This window comes from Cytophaga hutchinsonii ATCC 33406 (genome assembly GCF_000014145.1).
Classification (GTDB): domain Bacteria; phylum Bacteroidota; class Bacteroidia; order Cytophagales; family Cytophagaceae; genus Cytophaga; species Cytophaga hutchinsonii.
Genome location: NC_008255.1, coordinates 3,897,481 through 3,917,065, shown reverse-complemented (window position 1 = coordinate 3,917,065; position 19,585 = coordinate 3,897,481). Strand labels below are relative to the sequence as shown.

General features: G+C 39.7%; 14 protein-coding genes. 5 read left to right on the top strand and 9 right to left on the bottom strand.

Going from position 1 to position 19,585, the window contains the following annotated elements; translation table 11 throughout:
- The 3 genes from CHU_RS16690 to CHU_RS16680 form a co-directional block, all read right to left on the bottom strand.
- Complete coding sequence (locus CHU_RS16690) at positions 1-2,652, bottom strand: MGH1-like glycoside hydrolase domain-containing protein (RefSeq protein ID WP_011586775.1); 2,652 nt, start codon at positions 2,650-2,652, stop codon at positions 1-3.
- Between the two features lie 66 nt (positions 2,653-2,718).
- Positions 2,719-3,588 (bottom strand): porin family protein, encoded by an 870-nt coding sequence (locus CHU_RS16685; protein ID WP_011586774.1) that lies wholly within the window; start codon positions 3,586-3,588, stop codon positions 2,719-2,721.
- Positions 3,589-3,660: 72 nt separating this feature from the next.
- Positions 3,661-4,170 carry an FKBP-type peptidyl-prolyl cis-trans isomerase gene (locus CHU_RS16680; RefSeq protein ID WP_011586773.1) on the bottom strand — a complete coding sequence of 170 codons (510 nt, stop codon included), beginning with the start codon at positions 4,168-4,170 and terminating at the stop codon, positions 3,661-3,663.
- Between the two features lie 489 nt (positions 4,171-4,659).
- On the opposite strand from CHU_RS16680, the gene CHU_RS16675 reads away from it, so the two are divergent.
- Both CHU_RS16675 and CHU_RS16670 read left to right on the top strand, forming a co-directional pair.
- Entirely contained in the window at positions 4,660-7,587 is a 2,928-nt protein-coding gene (locus CHU_RS16675; protein ID WP_011586772.1) for an FAD-binding and (Fe-S)-binding domain-containing protein, read from the top strand.
- A 54-nt stretch (positions 7,588-7,641) separates the two neighbouring features.
- Complete coding sequence (locus tag CHU_RS16670) at positions 7,642-7,911, top strand: hypothetical protein (protein ID WP_011586771.1); 270 nt, start codon at positions 7,642-7,644, stop codon at positions 7,909-7,911.
- Between the two features lie 72 nt (positions 7,912-7,983).
- Here CHU_RS16670 and CHU_RS16665 read toward each other — a convergent pair whose 3' ends face one another.
- Both CHU_RS16665 and CHU_RS16660 read right to left on the bottom strand, forming a co-directional pair.
- Positions 7,984-8,193: a hypothetical protein gene (locus tag CHU_RS16665; protein ID WP_011586770.1), complete on the bottom strand. Its 210-nt coding sequence runs from the start codon at positions 8,191-8,193 to the stop codon at positions 7,984-7,986.
- Between the two features lie 9 nt (positions 8,194-8,202).
- Positions 8,203-10,170, bottom strand: coding sequence for a KUP/HAK/KT family potassium transporter (locus CHU_RS16660; protein WP_011586769.1), 1,968 nt, complete (start codon positions 10,168-10,170; stop codon positions 8,203-8,205).
- Between the two features lie 156 nt (positions 10,171-10,326).
- Between CHU_RS16660 and CHU_RS16655 the strand changes: the two genes are divergently transcribed.
- Positions 10,327-11,682, top strand: a complete 1,356-nt coding sequence (locus CHU_RS16655) for an MBL fold metallo-hydrolase RNA specificity domain-containing protein (protein ID WP_011586768.1) — start codon at positions 10,327-10,329, stop codon at positions 11,680-11,682.
- Between the two features lie 9 nt (positions 11,683-11,691).
- Here CHU_RS16655 and CHU_RS16650 read toward each other — a convergent pair whose 3' ends face one another.
- A complete protein-coding gene (locus CHU_RS16650) occupies positions 11,692-11,934 on the bottom strand; it encodes a hypothetical protein (protein ID WP_011586767.1) in 243 nt (80 codons plus the stop codon).
- Between the two features lie 139 nt (positions 11,935-12,073).
- On the opposite strand from CHU_RS16650, the gene CHU_RS16645 reads away from it, so the two are divergent.
- Positions 12,074-13,276, top strand: coding sequence for a chromate transporter (locus tag CHU_RS16645; RefSeq protein ID WP_011586766.1), 1,203 nt, complete (start codon positions 12,074-12,076; stop codon positions 13,274-13,276).
- Between the two features lie 180 nt (positions 13,277-13,456).
- Here the strand turns inward: CHU_RS16645 and infB are convergent, their stop codons facing one another.
- Genes infB through rimP form a run of 3 tightly spaced genes read right to left on the bottom strand, consistent with a single transcriptional unit; the run spans position 13,457 to position 18,271 of the window.
- Positions 13,457-16,483 (bottom strand): translation initiation factor IF-2, encoded by a 3,027-nt coding sequence (gene infB / locus CHU_RS16640; protein WP_011586765.1) that lies wholly within the window; start codon positions 16,481-16,483, stop codon positions 13,457-13,459.
- A gap of 26 nt (positions 16,484-16,509) precedes the next feature.
- Positions 16,510-17,766, bottom strand: coding sequence for a transcription termination factor NusA (gene nusA, locus CHU_RS16635; RefSeq protein WP_011586764.1), 1,257 nt, complete (start codon positions 17,764-17,766; stop codon positions 16,510-16,512).
- Between the two features lies 1 nt (position 17,767).
- Positions 17,768-18,271 (bottom strand): ribosome maturation factor RimP, encoded by a 504-nt coding sequence (gene rimP, locus CHU_RS16630; protein ID WP_011586763.1) that lies wholly within the window; start codon positions 18,269-18,271, stop codon positions 17,768-17,770.
- Positions 18,272-18,510: 239 nt separating this feature from the next.
- Here rimP and CHU_RS16625 point away from each other — a divergent pair, with 239 nt between their 5' ends.
- Positions 18,511-19,575 (top strand): endonuclease/exonuclease/phosphatase family protein, encoded by a 1,065-nt coding sequence (locus CHU_RS16625; RefSeq protein ID WP_041932467.1) that lies wholly within the window; start codon positions 18,511-18,513, stop codon positions 19,573-19,575.
- Positions 19,576-19,585 lie beyond the last annotated feature (10 nt).

The window sequence follows — 19,585 nt, the reverse complement described above, 5'->3', positions numbered from 1 at the left end:
TTAATTTTCCTGGTCGTAATAACCAAATTTAAATATCATATCTGCAATTAACCCCGTCCAGCCTGTCTGGTGTGAAGCACCTAAGCCCGAACCGTTATCTCCATGAAAGTATTCGAAGAATAAGATTTCATTGTTAAAGGCCGGGTCATTCTGCATTCTTGGGTAGTTGTTGTAAATAGGTCTTTTGCCTTGTTCATCTTTTCTGAATAATTTCATCAGGCGGATACCAAGTTGAGCAGCAACATCGCGGATGGTTAAAAATTTTCCGCTGTGTGTGGGGTATTCAATTTTAAAGTCATCTCCATAATACAAATGATACTTCAGTAAGGATTCAATGATCAGGTAATTTACGGGAAACCATATAGGTCCGCGCCAGTTGGAGTTGCCGCCAAATAAAGATGTTCCGGAAGTTCCCGGTTCGTAATCGATTTGATATATCTGGTGATCAAGCTGGTATTTATATGGTTTGTCTTTATGTATTTTTGATAAAGCCCGGATGCCATAGTCTGATAAAAACTCCGTTTCATCCAGCATCCGCACCAGCACCTGTTTCATTCTGAAACCGCGTAACAGCGACAACAAGCGTCTCTTGCCGTCACCGGGCTCATCTAAGCGTGAAACATTTTTCGTTAAATCTTCGCGTTCTTTAATAAAATAATCTACCTGCTTTTTGAATATGGGTAAGTTTTCATAACTCTCTGCAATGATTGTTTCTACTGCAAACAGCGGAATGATGCCAACCATTGAGTTTATTTTTAGTCGTTGTACTTTACCATTGGGAAGATGCAGCAAGTCATAAAAGAATTTTTCATTGTCATCCCAAAGTGAATTATCATTTTCCCCGATATTATTTAAGGCTGCAGCAATGTAATAGAAGTGTTCAAAAAATTTGCAGGCCATACTTTGATAGTTTGGATTGTGCAACGACAACTCCAACGAAATTTTAAGCATGTTCAGCGAGAACATCGCCATCCAGGCCGTCCCATCAGCCTGTTCCATGAAACCGCCTGTTGGAAGGGGTTTGCTGCGGTCAAAGATCCCGATGTTATCCAGACCAAGGAAGCCGCCCTCGAAAATATTACTGCCATGCCTGTCTTTCTGATTTACCCACCAGGTAAAATTTAACAGAAGCTTGTGGTACGATTGTTCCAGGAAATCAAAATCACCTTTATCACATCTGATTTTTCGATCGATCTGAAAGATCCGCAACGTAGCCCAGGCATGAACCGGCGGGTTAACATCACTGAAAGCCCATTCATACGCAGGAATCTGTCCGCTTGGATGCAAATGTTTTTCATCCAATAATAATTGCAGCTGATCTTTTGCAAAGGACGGATCAATACGGGCAATCGGAATACAATGGAAAGCAAGATCCCACGCGGCGAACCAGGGATACTCCCATTTGTCCGGCATAGATATGATTTCGGAGCAATGCATATGTCTCCAGGCTGCGTTGCGGCCATGGCTGCGGTTAACATCAAAATCTATATGCGGCGGATTTACAGCATCACCATCCAGCCATTTCGAAACATCGAAATTATAATATTGCTTTGCCCACATCATGCCGGCATAAGCCTGGCGCTGAATGTTCTTTAAGTCTTCTTCGCGGATATGGGCTTGAAGGTCGTTATAAAAAATATCAGCTTCGGATAAGCGCTGATGTACTAAGTTATCAAAATTATCAAACGGGTTTTGTATGCGTTCTTTGCTCAACCGCAGCCGGATCACATAGTTATTGTTTCCGGCAACAGTAATACGGTATGCACCTGCCGCTTTTGTACCCATCTCGTCACGGTTTACAGCATGGGTATCATTATTTACAATGTAATTGTTAATACCATCTTTAAAAAAAGATTTTCCATTGCTTTGACCAAATACACGTTTTGCATTTGTTTCATTTTCACAAAAAAGCAATTCCGGTTGTTGATCCAGATAAAAATTGTATGTTCCAAATTCGCGGTGCGCAAGCCTGATCTCATTATCAGAGATAGAAGAAAGGGAAGGCTTGTCTGCATTAACTTCCCAATCCCAGGTATTCCGGAACCATACGGTAGGCAGCACAACCAGGTCCTTATCTTCGTGATATTTGTTTACAACATTCAAACGGATAAGAATATCCTCCACATCATTTTTTGCATATTCAATATAAATATCAAAAAACTTATTGCCGTCAAATATGCCTGTATCAATTAAATCAAACTCATCTTCGGTCCGTAACCGGTTTTTATTTTCAGTTACTAATTGGTTGTAGGGAAATTCGTCATGCGGATAGCGGTACATCATCTTCATGTACGAGTGCGTTGGTGTGCTATCCTGATAGTAATAGTATTCCTTTACATCTTCACCATGATTGCCTTCATTACCGGTTAGTCCAAAAAAACGTTCTTTGATGATCGGATCCTTATGGTTCCAGAATGCAAGTGCAAAACAAATATGTTGTTGGTCATCGCTGATACCGCCGATTCCATCTTCGCTCCAGCGGTAAGCTCTGCTACGGGCCATATCATGCGGGAAATATTCCCAGGCAGAACCATCTTTACTATAATCTTCACGAACCGTTCCCCATTGCCGATCGCTTACATAAGGCCCCCATTTTTTCCATGAATCGGTTGTTTCGGAATTGATGATGCGTTCTTTTTCAATATTCATCATAAGATATTACTAAAGTAATTACGGTAATATAGCACTAAAGCCGGAAGGCTTTTATAAGAAAAAAAATTATTTATTAATCGAATAAAGCAGATAACGTACGGTTAATGTTATCATATGCATTTTATAATGATCGAGATTTTTTCCGGAAGCATTTTCAAAAGCATTTTTTCCATCTTGAGAATAAACAGAATTTGTTAATGTGTTGTTAGAAAAGGCAGCATCTGTAGTATAATAGTGTGAAGAGGTAAGGGGAATGTAATAGCTTAACTGAAGATCTAAATTGCGTCTGTAGCCTGTTAATACAGACGTACCCACACCCAGGATCAAGTGTGCCTGAAAAGGTTTATAGCCGTCTACTTTTACTTTATTATAATCAATATCAACTTTATTGCTTGCAATTAAATCCGTTTCATTGTAATAAGACGTTATGGAATCTTCCCGCGAAGACAAGCGCATGCCTGTATTGTAGGCAAACTGAATGCCGGCGGTTGCAAAATAGTTTTTATCCGGTATGATATAATATTTCGCAAGAATAGGCAAGACCAGTTGGGTGCTTTTGAATGTAGCTGTTGATAGAACTTTATGTGTAATATATTCTGAACCGGAAACCGTATCATTACTGATAAAAATATTGTTGAACGTAGAACGGAATAGATTGAATCCCGGCGATGCAACAACACACCATTGATGCGCAAAACGATATTGTACGACTCCCTGAAATCCGATTTGAGCGCTTGCACGGACTTTGTAATCCAGATTTTCAATAGAAGGATTTTGGTCTTTAATTACCTGAGCCCCCTGCTTAAGCTGAGAAGAACGTAAATAGCCAAGACCCAGTGTTGTGCCTACACCAAAGCTGAATTGTGAAAATCCAGCCAGCATCGTACTTGCTGAAAGAAAAAGCAGCAGAAATGTTTTTTTGAAAATCGTGTCCATAGAAGTAAGTATATACGGGTTAGCCCCAAAAAAGTTAGAGCCTGTAATACATACAGGCTCTGCTATTTTCTATTAATGATGGTGACCACCTTCGCCGTGAACGTGACCGTGGCTGATTTCTTCAGCAGTTGCTTCACGAACATCGATAATTGTTCCTTTGAAATAAAGGTCTTTTCCTGCAAGCGGATGATTGAAATCCATGATTACGGCATCATCTTTCAATTCAACAATTCTTCCTTGTAAGAAATTATCTTCATTGTCTCTCATTGGTAAAATGCTGCCAACTTGCAACATATCTTCCTGTAGTTTACCATCGATTGTAAACGCTTCTTTTGGAATGTCTACCAATGCATTCGGATCTAACGGGCCGTATGCGTTCTCAGATGCAATGGAGAATTTGAAAGAATCACCTTGTTTTAAACCAAATAAATTTTCTTCAAATTCAGGCAATAAGCCACCTACGCCAAATAAGAAAGTAGCAGGCTGGTCTGCATCAACTTTTTCAATTACTTCGTCTTTTTTGCTGTCTTCGCTTAATTCGTATGTAAGACGAACGACTTTGTTTTCAGAGATTGTTAACATAAACTGTTATTCTATTATAATGAATGATTAAGACGAATTGTGTATCGCTACGGCGCCTAAATTTACTAAGTAAAGATAAGGCCTTTTTTTTAAAATGGAACGCCTGAAATTGAAATACTTTAGGGCTAAAATTTCCTGTCATGATTCAGATTTGAGGTGATTTCTTAAAAAAGGGGATCATGAAGAAACATTTTTGAAGAAAACCGCTGTTATTTATCTTTTAAAAAGCCCATAAATGAAAGTATTAAGACTTACTGTAGCGGCTAATCTCCTAACGTTTTATTTTTTAGCGTTTTAAAATAATTCAACAACCTATACGCTAATTTTCCGGACACAAGCAGCAGTTTTTAGCAGTCAGATATTTCGGGATTAAAAACAGGTGCTTTAATTTTAATTAAGACAAGAACTAAATAGAGTTTTTACCTGTCATAAAACATAAAAAAAACCGATATTTACATTCTTAACTTATTTAAGTTACTTTCCAATAACATGCTTGCACATTTAGAAGAATTAAAGAAAAACATAGAAGGCGATTTATACTTCGATCTTACTATGAGAACACTTTATGCTACAGATGCTTCTGTATATCGTGAACTGCCGTTAGCAGTAGCAAGACCAAAGCATAAACAAGATGTTCAGAAAATAATAGCATTCGCAAACAAATATAAAATAGGGATTATTCCGAGAACTGCCGGAACTTCGCTGGCGGGACAGGTTGTAGGAAAAGGTATTATCGTAGACGTTTCCAAATACTTTACTGAAATTTATGAAATCAATACAAAAGAAAAATGGGTGCGTTTGCAGCCAGGTATTGTATTGGATGAATTAAATAAAAAATTAGAACCGCTTAATTTATTTTTCGGACCTGAAACGTCTACTTCTAACCGGTGTATGGTGGGTGGTATGGTTGGTAACAACTCCTGTGGTTCACACTCTGTCATTTATGGTACAACCCGTGATCACGTATTGGAGATTAATGGTTTCTTAAGCGATGGCAGTGAAGTAACCTTTAAATCAGTAACACTTGAAGAGTATCAGGAAAAATTAAAACTGGATAATCTGGAAGGTAAGGTTTACCGTTATATCAACGAAACCCTTACCAATAAAGAGAATCAGGCAGAAATCCGTGCGGAATTTCCTAAGCCGACCATTAACAGACGTAACACAGGTTATGCCATTGATGTGTTGCTGGAAAGCGCTCCGTTCACCGAAGGCAAAGAAGCTTTCAACATGTGTAAACTGATTTCCGGTTCTGAAGGAACATTGGTTTTCATCAATGATATAAAACTGAATCTGATTGATCTGCCTCCGAAAATCAAAGGTGTTATTGCGGTGCATCTGAACACGGTTGCAGAAGCTACACGGGCCAATTTAATTGCATTGGCAAATAAGCCGGGTGCCGTTGAATTGCTGGATGATATTGTATTGCAATGTACAAAAAGCAGTATTGAACAATCTAAAAACAGAACGTTTATTCAAGGTGATCCAGGCGCGTTGCTGATTGTTGAATGGGCACGGGAGACGAAAGAAGAGATAGAAGCACTTGCTGCTAAAACGGAAAAAGAGCTTCGTGCAGCCGGTTACGGATATCATTTTCCTTTATTGTTTGACAATGACATCAATAAAGTATGGGCGATACGTAAAGCTGGCCTGGGTCTGTTAGGAAATATTCCTGGAGATATGAAAGGCGCTGCATGCATTGAAGATACTGCCGTTGACGTAAACGACCAACCTGAATTTATTGATGAGTTTCAAAAAATATTAGACAAGCATAATACGAAGTGTGTGTTCTATGCACACATTGGCGATGGCGAATTGCACCTGCGTCCGGTAATGAATCTGAAAGACGAAACAGACCGTCAGTTGATGTTTACCATAACCGATGAAGTAGCAGATCTTGTTAAAAAATACAGAGGTTCATTAAGCGGTGAACACGGGGATGGCCGTGTACGTGCACCGTTTGTGAAGAAAATGATCGGTGAAAAGAATTATAAGATGATCTGCGAACTGAAAAAAGTCTGGGATCCGAATGATATTCTTAATCCGAATAAAATTGTAAATGCTCCGCCCATGCTGGAGTCTTTGCGTTACGCATCCGGCCAGCATACACCGGATATTAAAACAACATTCAACTTTGAAAAATCGCTGGGTATTGTGCGGATGGCAGAGCAGTGTAATGGCGCAGGTGATTGCAGAAAGTCTTCCATCATTGGCGGTACCATGTGTCCGAGTTTCCAGGCTACGCGAAATGAAAAAGATACAACGCGCGCGCGCGCAAACATCCTTCGCGAATTCTTAACAACTTCCGGCAAGCAGAATAAATTTGATCATAAAGAAATTTATGAAGTAATGGATTTGTGCCTGTCTTGCAAAGGATGTAAAAGCGAATGTCCGTCAAACGTAGATGTTACAAAATTAAAGGCAGAATTTTTACAGCAGTACTATGATGCAAACGGCGTTCCGCTGCGTGCCCGTATGATTGCTAATTTTGCGAAAGCTAATGCACTCAATAAAAACTGGCCGTGGCTTGCAAACTTTGTAATGGGTAATCCGGTTACGGGTAGCCTGTTAAAAGGTGTTTTAGGAATGACGCAAAAACGTCCGTTGCCTAAGATGTCTATGCAGACTTTACGCACCTGGGCACGTAAACATGCAGATGAATTGAAACCTGCAAAAGGACATTATGTTGGAAAAGTATATTTATTCTGCGATGAGTATACCGATTACAATGAATCTCATATTGGTGTTAAAGCCATTCACCTGCTTACACGTTTAGGATATGAAGTAGTTGTACCGAAACACCTGGAAAGTGCTCGTACCTATTTGTCTAAAGGGATGGTTAGAGAAGCGCAGAAGATTGTTCGAAAGAACATTGCTATGCTGAAAGACCTTGTAACGTCTGAATCCCCGCTGATCGGTATTGAACCTTCTGCGATTTTAAGTTTCAGAGATGAGTATCCCAACTTAGTTCCTGCAGAAGAACTGGAAGCCGCCAATCACTTAGCAAAAAATGCCTTTATGATTGATGAGTTTATCGCCAATCAGTTTGATGCAGGCAAGATCAGCAAAGATCTGTTTACACGTGCGAATCGTAAAGTGAAGCTGCATGGGCACTGTCACCAGAAGGCATTGTCTTCTGTAAACTTCTCTCAAAAGATTTTAACAATACCTGAAAATTATAAAGTTGAAGTGATTCCTTCAGGATGCTGCGGGATGGCCGGTTCATTCGGATATGAGAAAGAACATTATGATTTGTCTATGCAGGTAGGTGAGCTGGTATTGTTCCCCGCAGTACGCAAGGCAGATGAGCAGACAATCATCGCGGCCCCGGGTACGAGCTGCCGTCACCAGATTAAAGATGGAACGGGCAGAGAAGCGAAACACACCGTTGAAATATTGTTTGAAGCATTAGCATAAAAGTAGAGTAACGTATTTTAATTAAGCCCCAAATAAAATTTAATTTTTACAGACATGAAAAAAATTGTATTTGCATTGTTACTTGCATTTCCATTGTTAAATTCCTGCCAGAAGGAAGAGAAATTAGAAGAGAAATTAGAAGGCCATTCCGGAGAAATGGAAGATGGCTATGGATTGAGCGAAAAAGAACTTACGCAGATCTCTGACCTTAAAAAGGAAATTATCCTTGAGATTAAAAAGGGTGATTCAATTACAGTTGCTGGTTTAAGAACGGAGATTGATTCATTAAAAGCAGAGATACATAAATTAAAAGGTAAAAAATAATTTGCCAATTCTGCATGAAAAAAGCAGCCCGGAAGTTTAAACTCCGGGCTGCTTTTTTTAGAACCGTTGAATCTATTTGCCTTCACGGGCCTTCTTCAGCGAATCAATATTTTTTAACCCCAATTTTTCGTTGTACTGGATCTTATATTTATTGACAAAGGTTGTATCTTTTTTTCTATCCCAGGGTGAAGTGGTACGCGACATAAAATCAACCGTAAACCAGATCATGGTTCCTACAAAAAGGAAGAATACAACAACCAGAATTAATTTTTGAGGTTTCATGATGGCATGTTAATATACCCGTTTTAACTGGAAAGCTTCCATTGGGCTGATCACCATAGGTACTTTCTCAACGGTAACAGAACTGGTATCTAAACCAAAGGCGCTTGACTCGGAGATGGAAATGTGTTTCAGAAAGAAATACCAATCCATCGCAAACTGCTCCATCACACTTAAATCATTGTCGTTGCTTAAATGTTTTTCCAATACAACAAACCTGAAATCACCGATCACATTCCGTTTATTTAACGATGTATAGCGTGAAGTAAAATCTACTTCTTTATTGTTAACCATATCTTCCACCACTTTACGGAAGAATAAATTGATACGGTGTTCAACTCTGAAGCCCAATTTAAAATCTATCCGGATCACATCATCCGCAAGCATGGTGCGTACCTTGTATTCCATTGTATAGGGTTCATCTACAACATCAATGTGCAGGAACCAATAGATATCCGCTCTCTTCGGTTGTTTTTGAAAGATGGAATAGATGACTTTTGATTCGATTTGTGTGTAGTTATCTGCACCAGTTAAGTAGATCAAATGCGTTGAATATTTTGGAATCGATGTATCCTCGCTGAGTTCTTTGATCAACGGGAAATAATCCTGAATTTTTACATACTCTGTTAACCTTCTTTTAATTCTATGCGCCGTATACCAGATGATCATTATAAATGCTAAGATACCGCTGGAGATGAGTGTGAAGTATCCGCCGTGAAAGAATTTTTCAAGGTTGGCAACCAGAAAGGAAACTTCAATAATCAAATACATTAAAATTAAAAGACCTACCCAAATAAAAGAGATACGTTTTATAATTAACAGATAGTACGCTAATAAAATGGTTGTCATCAGAAACGTAATGTTAATGGCAAGCCCGTAAGCTCCTTCCATGGCAGAAGATTCTCCAAACCATAAGACAACGAAAATACAGCCTGCCAATAACAGCAGGTTGATGCTTGGAATAAATAGCTGCCCTTTTTTGACGGAAGGATATTTCACCCGTACCTTTGGCCATAAATTCAATCGTAACGCTTCACTGATTAATGTATACGATCCGCTGATCATTGCCTGTGAGGCGATGATTGCAGCCATGGTTGCAATAATAATTCCGTAAACAATAAACCATTCAGGCATAATACCGAAGAATGGATTTCCTTTAATTACATATCCTTTATTCTGAAGTATCCAGGCACCCTGTCCGAAGTAATTAATCAATAAGGCAAGTTTAACAAAGATCCAGCTGATACGGATATTGGGTCTGCCGCAGTGACCAAGATCAGAATATAATGCCTCAGCTCCGGTGGTACACAGGAATACAGCACCAAGAAGCCAGAAACCACTTTTATCATCAACAGTTGTATACTGTGTAAGTAAATTAAAGGCATACATCGGGTTGATTGCCTTAAGCACATAGAAATTGCCCATTAGCTGGCTTAAGCCTAAGGTTGCAAGCATGGCAAACCAGATAAACATGATGGGTCCGAAAAACTTCCCCACGATATTTGTTCCAAACCGCTGGATCATGAATAACATTACAATGATTGCTAATACAATGGGTATGGTGGGAATGTCTTTATTAAAAATGAGTAACCCTTCAACAGCAGAAGAAACGGAGATGGGCGGTGTTATGATCCCATCGGCGAGCATTGCCGCACCGCCGATCATTGCCGGCCAGACCAGATTGGGGTTTCGCCTTCTGATTAGTGCAAATAAAGAGAAAATACCTCCTTCACCTTTATTGTCAGCGCGAAGTGTAATAATTACATACTTGATTGTTGTTTGTAATGTGATTGTCCAGAATACACATGACAGACCACCTAAAATTAAATTTTCAGAAATGACATTTCCACCTGCTATCGCCTTCATTACATACAAAGGCGATGTTCCTATGTCCCCATAAATGATGCCTAATGAAATTAATAAACCTGCAGCTGTTAATTTCTGATGGCCGTGATTTTTGGAATCTGCAATTGTTGACATAGCATACGTTAAATAACAGCTCAAATTACTAATTCATTTGTTATGGACAAACCTTTCCTTTCAGTAATACAAATTGTTTTATAAATTCAGGATAAATCTAAGTACCTTGCAATTCATTTTTTATCTGTAAATATTATCTGAAGTAAATAACAAGCAATGAAACTGACATTTTGGGGTGCCGCAAGAAAAGTGACGGGGAGCATGTATTTGTTAGAATCGCTTGGATATAAAATACTGATTGATTGCGGCTCGGATTTTTCAGACAGGCACAAAGTATTAACCGGAGGCTTATTTCCTTTTGAAGCTTCAGAAATTGATTTGGTGATTCTTACGCACGCACATGTCGATCATTCCGGAAATATTCCTGCGCTTATCCGGGCAGGCTACCGCGGACAGATTCTTTCAACGGCACCTACAGCAGAATTGTCAGAATTGCTGTTTGCCGATTCAGCCTATATTCAGCGGGCAGAAAAAAAAATAGCGAACTCTGCGCCTAGCGATTATTCGTATAAGCCCGTTGATCGGTTTATTCCGATTGCATTCAATAAAGATTTTGAATTAAATGAACGTATAACGGTTCGTTTAACTCCTGTCGGACATATTCTTGGTGCCGCAAGTGTTTTTGTAAAAGTTGAAGAAGAAGGAAAAACCAAAACAATTCTTTTTTCCGGAGATGTGGGCCGTGATAACTATCCGTTGCTTCCGGATCCGGAGCAATCGCCGCAGGCCGATTATGTGCTTTGTGAAACCACCTATGGAAACAGGGTACACAAAGAAACCGAACCGGCAGAAGAAATTGTAAAGCGTATCGTTACCGAAGCCTGCGTAGACAAACCCGGCAGATTGATTATCCCTGCATTCAGTTTAGGGCGGACACAATCGCTGCTGTATACCTTAAATAAATTAGCGCTGAAAAATGAACTGCCGCCGATTAAAGTGTTTACAGATTCTGCATTAGCAGCTGAAGGCACAAATATCTATTCAAAATATTCTTCATTAATGAATGGAGAAGCGCTGGCCATTAAAGCGCAGGATGAGTCCTTATTCGATTTCGAAAATCTGGATCATGTTAAAACATTCAAGGAAAGTAAAAACATATCCAATTATTTAAAACCATGCATTATTCTTTCATCTTCCGGCATGATTACCGGAGGCCGTATACAACACCATATCCGGCAGAATATACAGAACCCGTATTGTACGATATTATTAGTAGGCTATGCCGTAGAAGGCACCATTGGTCACGACTTACTGGCGGGGAAACAAACCATCCGTTTTAAAAAGCGTTCCATTCCGGTTGCTGCAAAAATTATCTATACAGATATATTCAGCGGACACACTGATGTAAACGGATTAATCAAATACCTGGGGCATCAGGATAAAGCAAAACTGAAAAAGATATTTCTGGTGCATGGCGAACATCAAAGCATGCTGGATTTTGAAAAACGACTGCACGAAGAAGGCTACAACAATATTGAAATTCCTGATTATGGCCAATCGTATGATTTATAACAGAATGGGTTAAATTCTGTTTAATGCATCGTTCAGCGATTGATTCATGTTTTTAAACCGTGTTTTTATTTCTTCCACAAAAACAGGGTCTTCAATGATTTTTTTAACTTCTTCATCACCCGTAATATCCATCTCACTGATTTTATAGGTTTGTTCAAACATGCCTTTTTCAATCTTCAGCAGATATTTGCCATTCCAGGAAAAAACGGTGATTTTAAAATCTACACTTGGGTATTCTGCTACAATGCGCATAATTTGTACGGTTTCGGATGTCTAAATTACATAATTTTACGTACATCTGAATCTGAAATATGTTTAGTTCTGATAATTCATGGAAAAAGCGTATTTTAGAGTATTCGTTTACGAAACCGTACCACTTTAAACTAACTAAATGAAGAACATCAGGCATCTTATTTTTCTAAAAGATGTATTAGTTTTGTCGTTCACATCATTTGGTGGGCCTCAGGCGCATTTAGCAATTTTCTTTAAAATTCTGGTTCAAAAAAGAGCATATGTAACAGAAGCAGAACTGATGGAACTGTATTCTTTCTGTCAGATTTTACCCGGACCTGCTTCTACTCAAACAATTACAGCTGTAGGATTTAAAATCGGCGGGCCCAGACTGGCGTTTCTTACGGTGCTTGTTTGGTTATTGCCTGCTGCCATGGTTATGACAGCAGCAGCTATATTGGTCAGCTATTTTCAGGCACAAAATTTAAACCTGGGTATTGTTAAATACCTGGAACCGATTGCAATCGGTTTTGTATTCTATGCCGTTGTAAAAACAATTTCCATTATTCAAAAAACAAAAACAGCTATAATCATTTTAATACTTACAGCCAGTATTTGTTTTTATATCAGTTTGTATGATAAAGCTTCCCCATGGATGTTTCCGATTATATTATTGATCTCAGGTTTTCTTACATCGTTCCGGTTTGGAAAACATGAAAAAGAAGAAAAGACGCCATTCAATATCCGCTGGGCAAATCTTATTCTGTTAGGCGGTATCTTTTTAGGAGCTGCCGTTATCGGAACTATAACACAAGCGTTGCCGATCCGTCTCTTTGAGAATTTCTTCCGGAACGGAAGTTTGATCTTTGGCGGGGGACAAGCCTTGATCGGTTATTTTTATACGGAGTTTGTAGAGTTCAAAAATTATTTAACGCACAGCGAATTTTTATTAGGCTATGCCTTTTTACAATCCCTGCCTGGACCTGTCTTTACATTTGCATCGTACATCGGTGCATTATCCATGCGTGAGTACGGCATCTGGGGAGAAATTGCAGGTGGTTTCATCGGTTCATTCGGTGTATTTTTACCGGGCACCATTTTAATATTTTTCATTGCTCCGATCTGGAAAAACATCAAACAATACAGAATTGTTAAGGCCTCTTTTGAAGGTATCAATGCAGGCAACGCGGGTATTATCATTTCCACCGCATTAATGCTTGCCTTGCCTATGCAGAAGGGCGAATGGCATTCGATTGCATTAAATGACGGGATTGCATTCGGAACCATGTGTATCCTGCTTTTCACACGTATCCCGCATCCGTTTTTAATTATTGCCGGTTTGCTGGCGGGGTGGGTGCTTTAAAACCCAACTGCTGATTATGCATGCCATCGTTTACCACTAACTATCTTTATCAATTAGCAGTTATCATTCCTATATTTTAAACCTGAAAGTTTGGCCGTTATACGTAACCAGCCATAACAACAAAAAAGAGCGTCCCGATAACTATCGGGACGCTCTTTGTATTTTAAACCTGTAGGTTAACTACAGTGTACGTTTAACTTCTTTCTGTTCGAATGCTTCGATCTGGTCACCGATCTGAATGTCGTTGTATCCTTTTAAGCTGATACCGCATTCATAACTTGTTTTCACTTCAGAAACATCGTCTTTGAAACGTTTCAATGCACTGATTGTACCTGTGAACATAACAATACCATCACGGATCAAACGAACCTGGTTATTACGTTTAACAATACCTTCAGATACATATGCCCCGGCAACGGTACCCACTTTGGTGATCTTGAATACGTCACGGACATCGATTGTACCAAGTACAACCTCTTCCATTTTCGGCTCAAGCATACCTTCCATCGCATCTTTCACTTCGTTGATCGCGTCGTAGATGATTGAGTACATACGGATCTCAATCTGTTCCTGCTCGGCAAGTTTACGTGCACTTGTAGAAGGACGTACCTGGAAGGCAACAATGATCGCATCCGATGCAGATGCCAGTAAGATATCTGATTCAGAGATCTGCCCAACACCTTTGTGCAGGATACGGATCTGAATTTCTTCGGTAGATAATTTCAATAATGAATCGGACAAGGCTTCCACAGAACCATCCACATCGGCTTTAACGATGATGTTAAGTTCTTTGAAGTTACCGATCGCCAAACGACGGCCGATTTCATCCAATGTAATGTGTTTCTTGGTACGGATGCTTTGCTCACGCAATAACTGCTCACGTTTAGAAGAGATCTCTCTCGCTTCACGTTCTGTCTCCATTACCTGGAACTTGTCACCCGCCTGTGGTGCACCGTTAAGACCCAATACCTGTAATGGCATGGCTGGTCCTGCTTCTTTTAATTTTTTACCGGTATGGTCAACCATTGCTTTCACACGGCCGAAGTGTGCACCCGCTAAGATGATATCACCAATACGTAAGGTACCTGCTTCAACCAGTACGTTGGTTACATAACCTCTGCCTTTATCAAGAGACGCTTCGATAACCGCACCAATGGCACGTTTATCCGGGTTTGCTTTTAATTCAAGCATCTCTGCTTCAAGCAATACTTTATCAAGCAATTCGCTGATACCGGTTCCTGCTTTTGCAGAAATTGCCTGGCACTGGTATTTACCGCCCCAGTCTTCAACAAGAATATTTTCTTTCGAAAGTTCTTCTTTAATCTTATCCGGGTTGGCAGCTGGCTTATCAATTTTATTGATTGCAATAATAATCGGTACACCTGCTACACGCGCGTGGTTGATTGCTTCTTTTGTCTGAGGCATCACCGAGTCATCGGCAGCTACCACAATAATTACAATATCCGTGATCTTGGCACCACGGGCACGCATCGCTGTAAAGGCTTCGTGACCCGGAGTATCTAAGAATGTAATCGGTTTACCTGAATCGGTCATTACATTGTATGCACCAATGTGCTGCGTAATACCGCCGGCTTCACCCGCTACAACTTTTGATTTACGGATATAATCAAGCAAAGAAGTTTTACCGTGATCGACGTGACCCATGATGGTTACAATCGGTGCACGATCAATCAAGGATGCAGGATCATCCTGATCTACATCTGTAACATCGTCTTCTTCACCTGTAGTCTGGAAGTTTACATCATAACCAAACTCATCTGCAATGATGGTGATCGCTTCAGCATCCAAACGCTGGTTGATGGATACAAACATACCCATTGCCATACATTTAGAAATTACTTCATTGATGCTCACATCCATAAGAGATGCTAAATCACTTGCAGAAATAAATTCAGCTACTTTTAACGATTTAGCATCTTCCTGCTCCGCCATTAAACGTTCTTCTTCAGCATCTGCCATTGCAGAACGTTTATCTTTACGGTATTTGGCTCTGTTAACCGGACCGGATTTTGTACCGCCACCAGACAATTTTGCCATGGTAGCTTTAATTTTATCCTGAATCTGTTTTCCGGTTACTTCACCTTTTTCGCTTGCTTTTGTTAACGTAGGTTTTGGTCCGTTGCTGTTAGGACGGTTCGGAACACCCGGACGATTTGGTCCGCCGGCTGGTCTTGGCCCGTTCGGATTACCACCCTGGCCCTGTGGTCTCGGTCCGTTCGGATTAGTACCTTGCGGTCTTGGCCCGTTTGGATTGCTGCCAGCTGGTCTTGGTCCGTTCGGATTAGCTCCGGCAGGTTTATTGGGTCCGTCGTTAAGACGTTTGCGCTTACGCTTATTTTTATTTTTATCTACAACTTCATCCGAAGAAGCCACACGTGTTGGTTCTTTCTTTTTATCCGGAAGTTGAATTTTACCAAGTACAGTTAAACCCTGCAGTTTGTCAGCATGTGCCTGAACAACTTGCACTGGAACGTCTGCAACAGGTGCCGCAGGCTCTTCAACAACTGGTGTTTTTTCAGCAGGTTTATCGGCAACAGGAGGCTTCTGCGTTTCCGCTTTAGGCGTCTCTTTTTTAACCGGCTGTTCGGTTTTCGGCGTTTCTTGTTTTGGCTCTGGCTTCGGTTCAACAGGAGGTGCAACAGTTTCAGGCTTCGCCTTCTCAATTGGTTTTTCTGCTGCAACTTTTTCTACAGGCTTCGTATTTTTCGCTGATTTTTTGGAGTCTTTATCCGCTGTGCCTAAATCAATTTTGCCCAATACCTTTAAGCCCTGAAGCGTTACGTTTCCTTTAACATCTTCCGGAGACTCTGCAGTTGGTGCAGTTTTAGGTGCTTCTTGAGCAGTAACAGCCGGCACTTCCGGAACTACCGCTTCAGCAGGACTATTGTTGATGATGCGAACTTCATCCTCTTCGTCGTGTTCGGGTGCAACATTTACTTGATCGGCATCGATAACAACATCACCCATGTGTTTTTTGCCAATGGTAAGGCTTTCAGCCTCTTTTTTTACCTGTGCAGATGACTCATATTCCTTTGAAAGAAATGCGTACATGTCAACCGTAATTTTGGCATTGGGGTTGTTCTCAATATCGTAGCCTTTGGCAGAAAGGTGATCGATGATTGTCGAGGTTCCGACATTCAACTTTTTCGCCACTTGGCTTAGCCGCATCATTTTTTCTTCAGCCATTTATAAATTATTTATTCAAATTATTTTTATTCAAATTCCTGTCTTAGAATTTGAAGTACGTCTTCAACCGTTTCTTCTTCCAATTCAGTACGACGTACTAAGTCATCTTTACTTAGAGCTAATACACTCTTCGCTGTATCCAGACCGATACGTTTTAATTCTTCTAATATCCAATCTTCAATTTCATCAACAAATTCTGTTAAGTCAACATCTTCGTTGTCTTCATTACCTGTTAATTCTCTGAATACGTCAATTTCCAGGCCTACTAATTTGCTGGCAAGTTTAATGTTCTGGCCACCTTTACCGATTGCAAGAGAAACCTGATCCGGCTTTAAGTAAACAGAAGCTCTTCCTTTATCCGCTTCCACTTTAAGGCTGCTTATTTTAGCAGGGCTTAATGCACGCGCAATAAACAAGTCAATGTTATCCGTAAAATTGATTACATCTATATTTTCATTCTCTAACTCACGTACAATGCTGTGAATACGGGAACCTTTCATACCAACACATGCGCCTACCGGATCAATACGGTCATCGTACGATTCAACAGCAACTTTAGCACGCTCACCCGGTTCACGAACGATATTACGGATTGAAATCAATCCATCATATACTTCCGGCACTTCAAGTTCAAACAAACGTTCTAAAAATTTAGGTGACGTTCTGGATAAAATAATTTTTGGATTTCCATTATGCATTTCAACGCGGTGTACAATAGCGCGTACATTATCGCCTTTACGGAAACGGTCTTTCGGGATCTGCTCGTATTTAGGCAATGCTAATTCATTACCATCTGCATCGATCAATAAAATCTCTTTGCTTAATACCTGATAAATTTCCCCGTTGATAATTTCACCTACCAGGTCTTTATATTTCTGGAAAAGATTATCTTTTTCAAGGTCTTTTACTTTTTGAATCAGTGTCTGACGTGCCGTCTGAACCATTCTTCTTCCAAAATCCTCTAATTTTACTTCAGTTGCCACTTCTTCACCTTCTTCGAAATCTTTTTCAATTAAGTGGGCATCAGTCAACGAAATGTGTTTGTTCGGATCATAATCAAAACTATCTTCAGCAAAATCATCTGAAACAATTTCTCTCATCCACCAAATCTCAAGATCACCTTTGTCTACGTTAATGATAACGTTGAAATTGTCATCTGTTCCGTATTTTTTACGGATCATAGTGCGGAACACATCTTCCACGATTTTCATCATGGTAGGGCGGTCTATACTCTTGAATTTTGCAAACTCTGCAAACGATTCTATTAAAGTTGAAGTATCCATTTTATTTAAACGATACAATTAAGTTACACTTTTTTATTTCCTCGAAACGTAGTTTTCTAGGCTCAATAGCCACGTCAACAACAGCTTCTTTTTTATTACTCTTTTTTACTTTCTGCGGAGCCGGCATTACAACTACACCTTCTTCTGATACGCTCTCAAGAACAGCATCGAATTGGGTTCCGTCGTTTAACAGAAAACTCAGCGTATTGCCGATTCTTCTTTTGTATTGTCTTGAAACAAGCAGCGGTCTGTCCATGCCCGGCGATGAAACCTCTAATACATAAGCATTATCACCAAACAGGTTGTTTTCTTCAATCAGGTTTCCCAATGCGCGACTGAATTCACCGCATTCATCAATCAGAATACCGCTATCTTTATCCAGAATAACCAGAATCTTTCTTCTTGAATGGGTGCCTGAAAAAGCGATATCCACCAGAAAAAGCTCCGCTCTTTCCTGTAATAAATCAGATACGTATGTTTTTATTTCTAACTCCTGCTTGCTCATATTGATTTGATACAGAAACAAAAGAGGGGACACAGTCCCCTCTTTTCAGTATTCAATTCATTCTACAGTGCAATATTAATCATTTTGTATGGTGTTTCCAAAAATCCTTAAAAATATTACCTGTTTAATACTTCTTTCCAGGCGCTTACACCTTCTGCTGAGCCTTCTTTATTATTTTTACAGGGGCAACGGTTTACAAAGATTCAATAGCTATATTTGCCTCCAATATTAACAGGTGAATGACGGATCAACGCACATATAAACGAGCTATTTTATTGACAATAATGTCTTTAGGTTTGTTTTATATGCCTGAAGTATCACCCCGAGACTTTTGGTACAGCAGCTTTCTTGCCTTAGGTATTCCGGCAGGAATTGTGCTGATTGCAATAGTGCTGATTTACTGGATCGTAAAAAAAAATATTTTATTTCTCGTTCCCCTGGTGTTATTACTAATTAACTGGAAGTACATAGAACGCACCGTTACCTTTTCCGGATCGGAAGAACAGCAGGCTGAATTATCGGTTTTGTCCTATAATATCCGGCTGTTTAATGTGTATCCGCAATACGCAGACAAAACATTTTCTTCCTCCAGGAAAATAATTGATTTTATTAAAAAATCGGAAGCGGATGTACTTTGTTTGCAGGAATTTTATAATGATCCGAAAGATACATTGTTCAATACGATTCACCGGATACGAAAAAAATATAAGTATTATTATTTTAGTGAAACATATAAAAACCGTGCAGGCGCTTCTTTCGGAATGATCATATTCAGTAAATACCCGATTAAGAACAGGGGTAAAGTGGTTTTCCATGAACGTTCAAACAACCAAACCATTTATGCAGATGTGCTGCTGCCAAATAAAACAGTACGCATATACAACATGCATCTTCAGTCCATGAGTATTAATGACAAGGAAATTGCAGAAAGTAATTTTGATACCAAGTCGAAGACAAATGTATTAAATGCATTTACTAAATTTAAAAAAGGAACTATTAACCGCAGCATTCAGGTTGATACGCTTGTTGGTCACATAAAAGCATCACCTTATAAGGTTATTGTATGCGGTGACCTGAATGACCCTCCTTACAGCTATACCTATGAGACGTTATCGGATCAATTGAATAATGCGTTTGAAGAAAAAGGAAACGGACTGGGAATAACATTTAATGGCCGGCTTCCTTTTTTACGGATTGATCAGCAGTTTTGTGATCAGGATATTGAAGTGATACGTTTTGAAACACAGCATAATATAACGTATACCGACCATTTCCCGGTTAAAGCAGGGTATGTGTTTAAATAACAGGAATTAA

Bases quoted from the DNA above. Each gene is read 5' to 3' on its own strand.
- CHU_RS16690 (WP_011586775.1), bottom strand. From the start codon at position 2,652: ATGATGAATATTGAAAAAGAACGCATCATCAATTCCGAAACAACCGAT.
- CHU_RS16685 (WP_011586774.1), bottom strand. From the start codon at position 3,588: ATGGACACGATTTTCAAAAAAACATTTCTGCTGCTTTTTCTTTCAGCA.
- CHU_RS16680 (WP_011586773.1), bottom strand. From the start codon at position 4,170: ATGTTAACAATCTCTGAAAACAAAGTCGTTCGTCTTACATACGAATTA.
- CHU_RS16675 (WP_011586772.1), top strand. From the start codon at position 4,660: ATGCTTGCACATTTAGAAGAATTAAAGAAAAACATAGAAGGCGATTTA.
- CHU_RS16670 (WP_011586771.1), top strand. From the start codon at position 7,642: ATGAAAAAAATTGTATTTGCATTGTTACTTGCATTTCCATTGTTAAAT.
- CHU_RS16665 (WP_011586770.1), bottom strand. From the start codon at position 8,193: ATGAAACCTCAAAAATTAATTCTGGTTGTTGTATTCTTCCTTTTTGTA.
- CHU_RS16660 (WP_011586769.1), bottom strand. From the start codon at position 10,170: ATGTCAACAATTGCAGATTCCAAAAATCACGGCCATCAGAAATTAACA.
- CHU_RS16655 (WP_011586768.1), top strand. From the start codon at position 10,327: ATGAAACTGACATTTTGGGGTGCCGCAAGAAAAGTGACGGGGAGCATG.
- CHU_RS16650 (WP_011586767.1), bottom strand. From the start codon at position 11,934: ATGCGCATTGTAGCAGAATACCCAAGTGTAGATTTTAAAATCACCGTT.
- CHU_RS16645 (WP_011586766.1), top strand. From the start codon at position 12,074: ATGAAGAACATCAGGCATCTTATTTTTCTAAAAGATGTATTAGTTTTG.
- infB (WP_011586765.1), bottom strand. From the start codon at position 16,483: ATGGCTGAAGAAAAAATGATGCGGCTAAGCCAAGTGGCGAAAAAGTTG.
- nusA (WP_011586764.1), bottom strand. From the start codon at position 17,766: ATGGATACTTCAACTTTAATAGAATCGTTTGCAGAGTTTGCAAAATTC.
- rimP (WP_011586763.1), bottom strand. From the start codon at position 18,271: ATGAGCAAGCAGGAGTTAGAAATAAAAACATACGTATCTGATTTATTA.
- CHU_RS16625 (WP_041932467.1), top strand. From the start codon at position 18,511: ATGACGGATCAACGCACATATAAACGAGCTATTTTATTGACAATAATG.